The organism is Ensifer sp. Root127, assembly GCF_001425225.1.
GTDB classification, from domain to species: domain Bacteria; phylum Pseudomonadota; class Alphaproteobacteria; order Rhizobiales; family Rhizobiaceae; genus Ensifer; species Ensifer canadensis.
In genome coordinates, this window is record NZ_LMDX01000008.1 from 183,136 (window position 1) to 195,512 (window position 12,377).

Consider the following 12,377-nt stretch of genomic DNA (forward strand, 5'->3'; position numbering starts at 1 on the left):
CCTAGCTGCGGCCGACAACGGCAAGGCGGGGTTGTTGATGGGTGCGAACCGGCACCGGCTCCAGCGGCAGCGCCGGGGCAGCGGCGTGCCGGCTGAGTGCCGCCTTGGCGAGCATCGTGCGGATCAGGTTGTTCTGCGGCGCATGGGCCTTGCCGGACAGCGCATCGCGGTGGTGACGCTCCAGCGGGTTGTCGCGGCTGATGCCGGGATTGCCGCCGAGTTCCAGTGCAAGCGTGGTTGCGGCGATCGCATTCTCGATGACGGTGTGCTTGACCGCCGCCGCATCCGGGCCGAATGGCCGACCGGCGTCGAAATCCTCGGCAATAGACCGGAGCAGCCGGCGATTGACCGTCAGCAGGACCTCGATCTGGCCGAGCCCGTCCTGGATGCGCGGCACGGTGGAGAGCGGTGCGCCGAGGCTTGTGGGTGCCCGCGTGGTGGTGAACTCGATCAGCCAGTCGCGGGCGCCGCGCGCAGCACCGTCGTAGATCGCTGGCACAAGGCTGAAGTACCAGGCGCCCATGCGTTCGTCGCGTTTCAGGCCTTCGCTCGCGGGCGCTATATCAAGCACATCCTCCACCGGAACGGCGACGTCGTCGAGGATCAGATCGTCGCTGTTGGTGGCGCGCATGCCGGTGGCGTTCCAGGTCTTTTCGACGCGAATGCCGTCGGCGGACGTCGGCACGAGAAACGACCCGAGGCGCGGCACCGGCTCGTCGGTGACGGCGAGCACGGCGATCCAACGCAACAGCGGAATGCCAGTCGCATAGGTCTTGTGGCCAGTAATCCGCCAGTGATCGCCGACCCGGCGCGCGATGGTCTCCGGTAAAGAGCCGTGTGACGGAGATCCGACACGCGGTTCGACCTGCGCAGCATTGATCAGCGCCACGCCCTCGCGGTTGGCCTTGATCACCCGTTCGACAAGATGCTCCGGCCATTTGCCCGAGGTGCGCAGCGAATAATGCTGGTTGTAATGCATCGAGAGAACGAGCGCTGTGGACGGCTCGCCGCGGGCAATCGCCGAGACGACCGAGAGCGCTTCGGTCAATCCGCCGCCCAGACCGCCTTGCTCCGTCGCGGTCACGAGGCCGAGCAGCCCGGCTTCGTGAAGCGCATCGAAATTGGCGAAGGGAAATTCGCCGGTTTCGTCATAATGCCGGGCGGTCAGCGCAAAGCGCTTTCCCAAGTCCTCGGCCCTTTCAATCGCCAACTCGATTTCAGTTGCGGCGGTCATCGGCTTCTCCGGTCAGGCAACGGCGCGTGTTTCGAGATCGGCCCAGGGACGACGATCAACCCAGGCTTCGATGTCGAAGTTCTGGGCAAGGAAGCCCCACTCGTGCAGGAAGTCCTTGTAGTGACCGATCGCGTCCACCAGCTCAGGCTCGAGACCGATCCCAAGATGGCGATGCAGGTCCGGGCCGTTGGCGGCGGCGACGACCTCTTCGGATGCGCCGACTTCGCGGGCAACGAAGCGGCGCACGTCATCCGGATGCGCTTCGGCCCAGGCGCTTGCGCGCTTGAGGGTCTCGATCAGCTTTGTCACCAGATCGGGCCGGTCCTCTGCCAGCCGCTCGTCGACCGTCAGGATGCGTGGTGAGCCTGAATTGATGCGGATTTTGGGGTCGGGGTGGAAACCGAACTCGGTCACGGTATGGGTGGCAAAAAGGTTGGCGACGCTGATGCCGGGCGTGCCCTTGACATAGATTGCATCGACATCGCCGCGAAGGAGCGCTGCGATTTCAGGGCCATAGGCCTGCCGGTTGCGCAGGCCGTAGAGCTGAGGTCCGTCTCGATTGTCGAGCACGGTATCTTCAAGCGGGATGTCGACGATTTCGACATCCGTATGCGTCAGCTCTTCGAGCGACAAAGCAGAGACAAGGCCCTTCAGAGCGGTAGCCGCCATGAAGTCGACGATGCCGGGAGGGCGCCGGGCAATGCCGAAGCGACGGCCGACAAGTTCCCGCGTCGTCTTGATGCCCGTTGCCGGCAAGGTGATGATGGCCTGGAACTCATCGGTCCAGGTAATGCCGACGAGCCGCGTCGGATTTCCTTCCGAACGGGCGCGGATTGGCGGGACGTTGCCGCCGTGGCGAAACGAGTAATCCAGATGATGGTTGAAGTGGCTGGACCGGATCGTCCGGTCCTTGCTGTCGATGATGGAGTTGAGGGTGATGCCCTCGCTGGCAAAGGCTTCGTCGAGCAGACCCAGCTGGGTCGCAAGGCCGACCGGGGTCGGGACCGGGCAGCGGGTATACCAGATTTGTGAGATAGTGTTCTTGCGCGTCATGGATCCTCTGCCGTCCTCAAGATGATATCAGGAAGCCTTTTCCGCTCAGGGCGCGCTTTGTAGTGAGCTGTTGCCGAGCGGTTCGCATTTTGAGAATAATCCACCGAAATCAGTGTCTTTTGAGAGCTGTATGGAAAACTGGTTCTCGCAGATCGCCGTTGTCGGGTCGAATTTACCAAAACACGTTTGACAAAGCCTATAGAGTTAGTCAACAATAAAATCATCGGCGTGGGAAATCCGGGGCCGACGACACGTTTCGCCTTGTGCGAATTTTCAAGTGAGAGACGACAGGCATGCCGGCTTTGGTCAGAATTGTCAGAACGCTGCGACGCACGCTGGTCCAGGCAATTCCGACGCTGCTCGGGATCATCATCCTCAACTTCTTCCTGCTGCAGCTGGCGCCGGGAGATGCTGCCGACGTGCTTGCCGGCGAGGCGGGTTCGGCAACCGAGGAAAGCGTGGCAGCACTCAGGGCCCGCTTCGGGCTGGACAGCCCGGTGCTGGAGCAACTGGCGACATACCTCAACAATCTCGCGCATTTCAGTCTGGGATTTTCGCCGCGCTACGGCATGCCAGTCGCCGACCTGATCGCCCAGCGCCTACCGGGCACCTTGACTCTGATGGCGGTGGCGCTCGTCATCGCGATCTTCCTCGGCGTCGTTCTAGGATCCTTGATGGCGACATTTGCCGGACGTCTTCCCGATCGGCTGCTCTCGGTCTTCTCATTGCTGTTCTACTCGATCCCGAGCTTCTGGATCGGCCTGATGCTGATCGTCTTCTTCTCGGTCAAACTCGGCTGGCTGCCAAGCGGCGGCTCAGGCACCATCGGCTCGCGGCTCACAGGCTGGCCGGCACTGCTCGACACGGCGCGCTATATGGTGCTGCCGGCGACGTCGCTCGCGCTTTTCTACGTGGCGATCTATGCCAGGCTGACGCGGGCCTCCATGCTCGAAGTCAAAAACCAGGATTTCGTCCGCACCGCCTATGCCAAGGGACTGACGCCGTTCGGCGTTACTGCCAGGCATGTGCTGCGCAATGCCCTGATCCCGATCACCACCATGGCCGGCATGCACATCGGCGGCATGCTTGGCGGTGCCGTCGTGGTCGAGACGGTTTACAGCTGGCCGGGGCTCGGCAGGCTCGCCTTCGAAGCGGTCATGGGCCGTGATTTCACGGTGCTGCTCGGCATCCTCCTGTTGTCCTCGCTTCTCGTCATCATCGCAAACGCTGCCGTGGACCTCGTTCACGCCTGGCTCGATCCTCGAATTGGAGCACGCTGATGTCCTCGACCGGTGTCGGAGCACTCCGCAATATTCCAGGCGCCACCTATGCGTCTGCGACAGAAAATGAGCAGCCTGCCGGGGTTGCGCCGACGGAGGGCCCGGCCTGGTCCAACGTGAAGGCGCCGGACGCGCGCTCCCAGCAAAGTGCGACGATCGCAATTACCAATGGGCGACGCGCCATGAGGGTCTTCTTCGCCAATCCGAACGCGCTGTTCGGTACTGGCTTTCTCGGCCTCGTCATCGCCGTCGCGCTTCTGGCGCCCGTGTTTTTCCCCGACGACCCGCTTTCGATGGTGGGGCGGCCGTTCCTGTGGCCGGGACAGGATCCGGCCTTTCCTCTCGGAACGGATTCGCTGGGACGCGACGTGCTATCAGGCATCCTGCACGGCTCGCGCATCTCGCTGTTTGTCGGGCTGACGGCGACCGCACTCGGGCTGACGTTCGGCGTTCTGGTTGGCGCAGTTGCCGGCTATTTCGGCGGCTGGGTCGACGATATTCTCGTCAGGCTCGTTGAGATCTTCCAGACGCTGCCGAGCTTTGTCCTTCTTGTCGTCCTGGTGGCGATCGCCCAGCCCTCGGCGACCACCGTGACGCTTGCGATCGCCGTCATCTCCTGGCCGACCGTGGCACGGTTGACCCGCGCCGAGTTCCGCGCAATCCGCGAGAAGGACTTCGTCATGGCTGCCCGCAGCCTTGGCTTCGGCCATGCCCGCATCATTTTCCGCGAGATCCTGCCGAACGCCTTGCCGCCGATCATCGTCACGTCGTCGGTCATGGTCGCGACCGCCATCCTGATGGAATCGGCATTGTCCTTCATGGGGCTCGGCGATCCGAATGTGGTCAGTTGGGGCTCGATGATCGGGACCGGCCGAGAGCTGGTCAGAACCGCCTGGTATCTGACGGCACTGCCTGGGCTTGCGATTGTCTTCACGGTGCTGGCGCTCAACCTCATCGGTGACGGATTGAACGACGCCCTCAATCCCCGCTTTTCGCAGGATCGTTGACGATGGCTCCCTTGCTTCGGGTCGAAAACCTCACCATCGGCTTCCCACGTGCAGAACCGGTTCGCAACCTCTCCTTCGAGGTTGCTCAGGGCGAGACGCTTGCGATCGTCGGGGAATCCGGATCCGGAAAATCCCTGACCGCGCTGGCTTTGATGCAGCTGCTGCCGCGCGCGGCAAGGGTGACGAGCGGCCGTATCACGTTCGGCGACCGCGACCTGCTGGCACTCGATGCGCGCGAGATGCGGCGCCTGCGCGGGCGCGAGATCGCCATGATCTTTCAGGAACCGATGACCAGCCTCAATCCGGTGATGACGATTGGCGGTCAGATCGGCGAAGTGCTGAAGGTTCACGAAAGGCTTTCGGGAAAAGCGGCGCGGGCGCGCGCTATCGAACTCCTGCAGCTGGTCCGTATTCCGGGAGCCGACAAACGGGTCGACGACTATCCGCACCAGCTGTCCGGCGGCATGCGCCAGAGGGTGATGATCGCGATGGCGGTCGCCTGTCGGCCGAAGCTACTGATCGCCGACGAGCCGACCACCGCCCTTGACGTCACGATCCAGGCGCAAGTGCTCGATCTGCTCGACACGCTCAGGCGCGAGCTACAGATGGCCGTTGTGCTCATCACTCATGATCTGGGTGTGGTTGCGCAATGGGCCGACAGGGTAGTGGTGATGTATGCAGGCCGTAAGGTGGAGCAGGCACTGCCGGCAGACCTCTTCAAGGATCCGCTGCACCCCTACACGCGCGGGCTGCTTGCCGCTTCGCCGCGGTTGAAGAACGATTTCCACTATCGCAACGGCGCTTTGACCGAAATTCCAGGATCGATCGTCTCGGCGGTGGGCGAGGCGGGCTGTCCCTTCAGGCCGCGCTGCGCCCAGGCGCGGGCGAGCTGCGGCCACCATATCCCGCCCTTGACCGCCCCGGCACCCGATCGCCTCGTTGCCTGCCCCTTCACCTCGTCCATCAAGGCCGTGCCCGATGCCCTTGCTCTCAGCCACTGACCTCAAGACCCACTACCAGAGCCGTGATGGGCTTCTGCGCTCTGTCGATGGCGTCGATCTTCGCGTCGAGCGCGGGGAGACGGTGGGGCTGGTGGGTGAAAGCGGCTGCGGCAAGTCGACCCTCGGCAAAACTCTTCTTCGGCTGGTTGATCCGACCGAGGGGCGGATCGAATTCAAAGGCGAGGACATCACGCTCATCGACCAGCGGCGATTGAGGAGCGTGCGCAAGTCGATCCAGATGATTTTCCAGGATCCGTTCGCGTCGCTCAATCCGCGCCACACGATCGGTGAAATTCTCGAAGCGCCGCTGGTGGTGCACAAGGCAGGCGGGAGCATGGAGCGACGGCGGATCGTCGCCGGCATCGTATCGAAAGTCGGGTTGCCGGCCGATGCCATCAACCGATATCCGCACGAGTTTTCCGGCGGCCAGCGACAAAGGATCGGCATCGCCCGCGCGCTGTTGCTCAATCCGGAGCTGATCGTCTGTGACGAACCTGTCTCGGCCCTCGACCTCTCGATCCAGGCACAGATCCTCAATCTTCTGGTCGAGATGAAGAAGGAATTCGGCCTTTCCTACATCTTCATCAGCCACGACCTTTCAGTGGTGCGCTACTTCTGCGACCGGGTGATGGTCATGTATCTCGGCAGGATCGTCGAAAGCGCAGACAACGAGACGCTGTGGTCCGATCCGCGCCATCCCTATACGCGTGCTTTGATGGAGGCGGTGCCCGATCCATCGCGCCCGCGCCACGCCGCCCCGCTTGGCGGTGATCTGCCGAGCCCCAGCAACATTCCTTCCGGCTGTCGGTTCCACACCCGATGCCCATTGGCGGCGGATCTGTGCCGCACCGCCGAACCCGAATTCCGCTTCATAGCACCACGCCACGAGGTGGCCTGCCATTTTGCGGACAGCATCAACTGAAATGGAGATTTTAAATGGTTGAGTATCGTTATCTCGGGCGCAGTGCCCTCAAGGTATCACCGCTGACACTCGGGTCCATGATGTTCGGTAACCAGACGCCTGATGATGTCGCCTTCCGCATCATCGACAAGGCACGCGAACAGGGCATCAACTTCATCGATACGGCCGACGTCTATCACGACGGCAAGTCGGAAGAGGTGGTCGGGCGTGGCATCAAGGCCGACAGGGATCACTGGGTGCTGGCGACCAAGTTCGTCAATTCGCACAAGAAGGGACCCAACCTCGGCGGCTACTCGCGCAAATGGGTTTACCAGACGGTCGAGAACTCACTGCGCAATCTCGGCACCGATTACATCGACATCCTCTATTTCCATCGCGCCGTGTTCGACGCGCCGCTGGAGGAGCCGGTCAGGGCTATCGCCGATCTGATCAAGGCCGGCAAGTTGCGGTATTTCGGCGTCTCGAACTTCCGCGGCTGGCGCATTGCCGAGATCGCGCAGCTCGCCGATGAACTCGGCATCGACAGACCGGTCGCAAGCCAGCCGCTCTACAACATCGTCAACCGCACGGCGGAGGCCGAACAATTGCCGGCGGCAGCCGCCTATGGGCTCGGCGTCGTCACCTACAGCCCGCTGGCGCGCGGCGTTTTGACCGGCAAATACAATGTGGGCGAGGCACCTGGCGCTGATACGCGGGCGGGCCGCGGCGACAAGCGCATGCATGACGTCGAATTCCGCGACGAATCCATCGCGATTGCCAAGCAAATCGCTGCACACGCTCAGGCGAAAGGCATTCCCGCCGCGGATTTTGCGCTCGCCTGGGTCCTGAACAACCGTCTCGTCACCTCGACCATCGGCGGACCGCGGACCGAAGAGCAATGGGACGGCTATGTCCGTGCGCTAGACGTGAAGATCGATGCCGATGACGAAGCCCTGGTCGACCGGCTGGTCGCTGCTGGCCACCCATCGACCCCCGGTTTCACCGACCCTGGCCATCCGCTCGAAGGCCGGCTGCCGCGCTTTGGCGCGGCGGAGGCAGAGATCATTCCGCTCACACGGGCGCAGCGCGTCGCCTGAGGCGGCTTGCCCGGCTGTCTGCCGGGCAAGCTCCGCTCAAAAAAGGAAGCCCCGGACCGAAAATCCGGGCTTCGTTTTGTCGGGTGTCTATTCGGCGGCGGCAGCCCTTTGTCTCTCGCAAGCCGAGGAGGCGCCTGGCATTGCCGCCGGCAACACGTCGGAAATCCATGTCGTTTAGTCCGGCTTCCGCGAGGCTCTCGGTCAGGCTCTTGCCGTCGAGTGCGGCAAGGATCGGCCAGTCCGTTCCGGCCAGCACCCGCTCTGCGCCGAAGAAGCCGGTCAGGCTGCGGATGATCTCGGGATCGTGCCCCATCGTGTCGAAATAAATGTAGGGGCGTTTGCCGGCCGCGCGCTCGGGCGGCTCTCCGCGAAAGCGCGGTCGTAGCTTTCATCTGGTGCGCCACAGCTGATGGTAGGCCCTCTTACTTGAGCCAACAACTTCTTCGGTGGATCGGCATCTCTACGGACGACAGTCGAACCGCCCAAAACCAAACCAAAAATGGCAACCCCAATTATCGAGATGGTACATTCGGACGACAGGTTCTCGTTTCGACGATGAGCGGCGGGCTGGATACAGCGCTGCACATGTACAGCGACGGCCGTGATTGTGCGACCCACCCTATAGGCGACCGCGTTGTTGTCTGCTCGCAAAACCAGCGCTCCACCATCTGATCCGCAAAGGCGACCAGCGTTGTTCGGACTTCGCGGTTGTCGCAGGCTTGCCGGAACTCACCATCTCATCCTTCGGCGACTCGCAGTTTTCGTCGATCCATTCAAAGAACTGCGAACCCGTACGGTGATTGTGAACAAGCAAGGCGTCATCGACTTGCAAGGCGAATTCAGCATGCACTGGGTCGGTGAAGCCGATGAACAGCATCCTCTGCCGCATAGCTGAACCACTGATCGATGTCACGCGGGCATCCACCAGTCCGATAGTCGCGTCCCAATGTGCGTTCATCAGCGGACTGCGGTCGAAGGTCAGCGCCAGGTCGGAGTACGCGTAGACTTCCGGCAGCTTGAAGAAGTGTTCTATTTCCTCACGGCTGAGTGTGCCGTCGTCGTGCTTGAGCGCCTGACTATGGACCGGGCCAATTTTGTACTCGCTTACCAGGGATCGCTCTTGAAGCCGCTCCGTGCTCCTATAGGCATAGCCGTTCCGACAAATGGCTAGCTTTATGGTTGCACGCTCGAACAATGACGGCTTTTCACGAACCTGATCGATGGTCGTCTTCAGATCCCTGACGTACTGGGTGTAATGAGTTATTGTCATGCCGATCTGCCCGACCCGTTTTTGCGTCCGACAGCAAGAGACCGTCGCCGCGCGTGTTATGCCAAGATGTTGGTTACGGGCATGATAGCCTTCTCTGCCGCTTGTTTTAGCTATACGCATGTTTGATTCTGGCAATTCCTCTTGCAGACGCGGCCTTTGTTCGGAACACATCTGCTTGTAGAAAAGGCGTGGTCGCGGCGCACTAAGCAACTTGCTTCTCCAGGCTGACATACAGCTGGGGTGCGGTTCCCGATCCGTGCCAAACCTTCGTATAGCTTCGGTTTCGCCGCAGGGTACCTATCATTGCGTCCATGCCGGCACCATGTCCGACGGTCGGCGGGAACGAAGACGAGGTATCCTGAGTGCAATCGAATGACATATCCTCCCGCTGTTCACAGGAAGCGCGCCCTCTAGTGCGCGTTTCTGAATACTGCGAGCGTGCCGGAGTAGGTGAGGCGGAGGAGAGGCGACTGATTGTACAACTGGGTTGCCGCGCTTCTCAGAATGAATTGCAGATCAACCTCACGCTCTTGCCGTTCAGAACCCGATAATTTTGGGGCCACTTCTGCGAAAGGCTTCCGATCTTCGTGCGCGAAGACGCGGAGTGATCTTGATCGGTATGTCCGCCGTGGCTTCCATGCGAAGAGCTGGAGCGGGGCTAGGTAGCCACCAGGCAAAGGTCGCTGTTACGACTTCAATGGCTGCGCCTCCATTGCGAATTTTTCGGGCCGGCGCACGAACTCATTGTCGCGTCCTTTCAGTGAAAACATCCTCTCAAAGAAAGTGACTTCCATGTGGAAGCAGATCCAACCGCCGATACGGGTTTTCTTTGCTTGGGCAATTATCACCCTCGCGCCAATACCGGCATTCGCTCACGTGAAGTGGTTTGCCCCCTACATCGTTGGGGCACCGCCTGAGCTGGTCGGCGATACCTTGCAGGATACGTGGTTCTGGGCAGGAATTGCCCTGGTCCTGGTATTCTTCATTCTAACCCGCATCTTAGAGCGCACATCTGTGGGCGAAACAGCCATCAACGCTTTGAACTGGATGACCGATCCCCTGTGGATGCGCCAGGACGACTACATCAGGTCGATCATCGCCGCGTTCTTCATTGCCATTTTTGCCGTCGGCGGCGTGTATCTGACACCAGATCTCAAGACCCCTGCTGAGTGGGTCTCCTGGCTTCAGTTCGTGATTGCCTGTTGCATTTTCTCCAGACGCACCATGCCCATCGCCGGAATTGGAATTGTCGCCCTCTGGGTACTGGCGTTGCGGGACTATGATCTCTTCCACCTGTTCGACTACCTGGCGTTGGGTCTCGGTGTTGCCGGATATCTCATACTTGAGCCTCTCAAGAATGAAGAACTAAGGTCGCGCCGTTTTGAAGCGTTACGCTGGGGCCTTGCGATCGCTCTGATGTGGTCAAGTCTCGAAAAATTTGCTTTTCCAAGTTGGTTTTATCCCCTGGTCGTGGAGAAGCCGTTTCTCACATTTGGCATGCCGAGAGACGTCTTCATTCCGATGGCCGGCGTCACCGAGTTCACACTTGGCTTCGGTTTGCTTTGGACCCCGTTGATCCGCAGGCTCTCCGCGATCGCGCTGCTCGTCATCTTCACGGCCGCGGTCTGGCCATTCGGTCGTGTTGACCTGATCGGCCACGGCTTAATCATGGCCATTTTGATCGCTGTCGCCGCTGACCACCGCAGGGGCGTCGACCTGATGACTGCCTTCAAACGCCGGGTGGTCAATATTCCTGTCGGGCTCTCAGTCGCGTTGGTCGTCTTCTGTACCGCATACTGGGGTTTGCACTTCGTATTCTATGGCGCGAACCGTGATGGCTCTGTTGGTGACGGAGCGAAGACAACTCATAGCTACAGTGTCGAGCATCCTCATGGTCCGGGCGGGCCAGATGACCACAAGTTGGAGCCGCATGCGCATCCATAAAGCAGTTTACAGCCGAGGTGTGTTAGCTTGCCGCATGGAGCCTCGGTATTGAGCAGCACGAGACCGTTGTCGCCGGAAGCAGCGAGAGTTCGGGACCATTCTCGAGTGATCGGTGTTCCGGCGCGGCGCGTGAACGCAATGACAGGAAGCGGTTGATCATCATGGTGGCTGGCCACGACCCTGATTTCAGGAGGCTCGATTTCCTTGAAACTGGCGATGACATATGAATAAACAGATCTGCAACAGCGTGTGGATATTTGCCTAAGTCGGCCATCGTTCCGGGCGAAGGCGATTTCTCTTGCCTTGTTGCCTAGCGCCGGCTTGCCTGCTCGACATTTTGGTGTCGAACTCGATGCCGCGGTCGGTCAGGAAGGTCTCGAAGAAGATTGGCTGGCAGTTGTCGCCGTCGCCCTAGAGCCATGCGGCAGATTTCGTGAGAAAAAAAGTCGCCCCCATTGGCCGCGATAGCGGCTTACGATCGAGATCAATTCTCCGCGCAGGCCGGCCTATTCAACGCATTGGGGGCGCAGAGCCGCCTTGGATTTCGGCTGCTGTTTTTCGCAAGCAATCACGCAACCAGCAGTGTGCGAGATTACTCGTGTGCCTTGGGTGCCAAAACATGCGTTCATGAATGTCTGGTAACAACATCGGCGGTTCCGCGCCTATTATGCCCGGCGCTGCAAGCTCGCGGATTACCCTTTCCAATACTAGACTTATCAAATTGGAGTCGCGCAGAAGGAACGGGACCAGTACGAAACTTTCGACCGTTGCCGCAATTCGGCGGCTGATGCCCTCTCGCGCCAAATGCTGGTCGGCCAGGTTTGGTCGCCGGTCGGGGCCGATGCCGTACGCAAGGTGCGACGAGCGAAGGAATGCATCCATCGAAACCTTGCCCGCGCCCCCAACTGCCTTGTTCCTGCAATCGGCAGCACACAGCCATCTGTCACTCAAAAGAGGCTCGGACGGGAAGTCGCTATCGGGAAGCAATTCGCTCGGCTCGATCACAACGTCCACGAGGTCGTCGTGGAGCATCTTTTCGGTGTCTCGCGAACGCGGAACAAGATGGAGGGTTATCTGCGGCGCTTCAGTCTCCAAGCGTTTGATCAGTGGCCCCAGCAAGACGAGAACGGCGTAATCTGAGGCGCTTATGGTGAAAGTGCGAGCATCGAGCAGCGGATCGAAACCACCTTGTTGCATAAGGGTTTGCTGAACTTTGCTCAGAGCATCCCTTAGCGGTTCCACCAAGTTTTCCGCGTTCTGAGTCAGCGCCAATTGGCGGCCCACGCGAACCAGCAATGGATCATGAAACAGGTCTCTTAATCGACTGAGAGCAGCGCTCGTCGCCGATTGGCTTAGTCCAACAAGCTCACCTGCACGGCTTACGCTCTTCTCACGAAGCAAGGCCTCGAGGACCACTAGCAGGTTAAGATCCACTCCCCGAAGGTTCATAATTGCTCCTCCCTATGTATCCGTTAGCTCGATAGATTCCTTCCGAATAATCGATTGGACACATTACGACAGCAGCGTAACATCCAAGTCAATAAAAAATCTTTGGGAACGAAAGCAAATCCGCAGTCGATTGTTAGTATA

At 60.3% G+C, this 12,377-nt stretch carries 11 protein-coding genes; 6 read left to right on the forward strand and 5 right to left on the reverse strand.

The window, feature by feature from the left end:
• Position 1 precedes the first annotated feature (1 nt).
• Together ASD03_RS11615 and ASD03_RS11620 are read right to left on the reverse strand one after the other, a co-directional pair.
• The gene (locus tag ASD03_RS11615; protein ID WP_057213608.1) at positions 2–1,234 is read right to left on the reverse strand and encodes an acyl-CoA dehydrogenase family protein; all 1,233 of its coding nucleotides are present in this window, start codon (positions 1,232–1,234) and stop codon (positions 2–4) included.
• Between the two features lie 12 nt (positions 1,235–1,246).
• Positions 1,247–2,287, reverse strand: a complete 1,041-nt coding sequence (locus tag ASD03_RS11620; RefSeq protein ID WP_057209637.1) for an ABC transporter substrate-binding protein — start codon at positions 2,285–2,287, stop codon at positions 1,247–1,249.
• Between the two features lie 293 nt (positions 2,288–2,580).
• Between ASD03_RS11620 and ASD03_RS11625 the strand changes: the two genes are divergently transcribed.
• Genes ASD03_RS11625 through ASD03_RS11645 form a run of 5 tightly spaced genes read left to right on the forward strand, consistent with a single transcriptional unit; the run spans position 2,581 to position 7,573 of the window.
• Positions 2,581–3,567, forward strand: coding sequence for an ABC transporter permease (locus tag ASD03_RS11625; RefSeq protein WP_057209638.1), 987 nt, complete (start codon positions 2,581–2,583; stop codon positions 3,565–3,567).
• Positions 3,567–4,574, forward strand: coding sequence for an ABC transporter permease (locus tag ASD03_RS11630; protein ID WP_057213611.1), 1,008 nt, complete (start codon positions 3,567–3,569; stop codon positions 4,572–4,574). Before ASD03_RS11625 ends, ASD03_RS11630 begins: the two co-directional genes overlap by 1 nt.
• A 2-nt stretch (positions 4,575–4,576) precedes the next feature.
• Positions 4,577–5,575, forward strand: coding sequence for an ABC transporter ATP-binding protein (locus ASD03_RS11635; protein ID WP_057213614.1), 999 nt, complete (start codon positions 4,577–4,579; stop codon positions 5,573–5,575).
• Positions 5,553–6,497: an oligopeptide/dipeptide ABC transporter ATP-binding protein gene (locus tag ASD03_RS11640; protein WP_057213617.1), complete on the forward strand. Its 945-nt coding sequence runs from the start codon at positions 5,553–5,555 to the stop codon at positions 6,495–6,497. The genes ASD03_RS11635 and ASD03_RS11640 overlap by 23 nt, the downstream gene beginning before the upstream one ends.
• 14 nt (positions 6,498–6,511) lie before the next feature.
• A complete protein-coding gene (locus ASD03_RS11645) occupies positions 6,512–7,573 on the forward strand; it encodes an aldo/keto reductase (protein ID WP_057209644.1) in 1,062 nt (353 codons plus the stop codon).
• Here ASD03_RS11645 and ASD03_RS11650 read toward each other — a convergent pair.
• Both ASD03_RS11650 and ASD03_RS11655 read right to left on the reverse strand, forming a co-directional pair.
• The gene (locus tag ASD03_RS11650) at positions 7,548–7,886 is read right to left on the reverse strand and encodes an amidohydrolase family protein (RefSeq protein WP_063963345.1); all 339 of its coding nucleotides are present in this window, start codon (positions 7,884–7,886) and stop codon (positions 7,548–7,550) included. The genes ASD03_RS11645 and ASD03_RS11650 overlap by 26 nt on opposite strands.
• Positions 7,887–8,192: 306 nt before the next feature.
• On the reverse strand, positions 8,193–9,053 hold the full coding sequence (locus ASD03_RS11655; protein ID WP_156407937.1) for a hypothetical protein: 861 nt from the start codon (positions 9,051–9,053) through the stop codon (positions 8,193–8,195).
• A gap of 582 nt (positions 9,054–9,635) precedes the next feature.
• On the opposite strand from ASD03_RS11655, the gene ASD03_RS11660 reads away from it, so the two are divergent.
• Complete coding sequence (locus ASD03_RS11660) at positions 9,636–10,787, forward strand: hypothetical protein (protein WP_234908009.1); 1,152 nt, start codon at positions 9,636–9,638, stop codon at positions 10,785–10,787.
• Between the two features lie 510 nt (positions 10,788–11,297).
• On the opposite strand, the gene ASD03_RS11665 is transcribed toward ASD03_RS11660, so the two are convergent.
• Complete coding sequence (locus tag ASD03_RS11665; protein WP_057213620.1) at positions 11,298–12,236, reverse strand: LysR family transcriptional regulator; 939 nt, start codon at positions 12,234–12,236, stop codon at positions 11,298–11,300.
• Positions 12,237–12,377 lie beyond the last annotated feature (141 nt).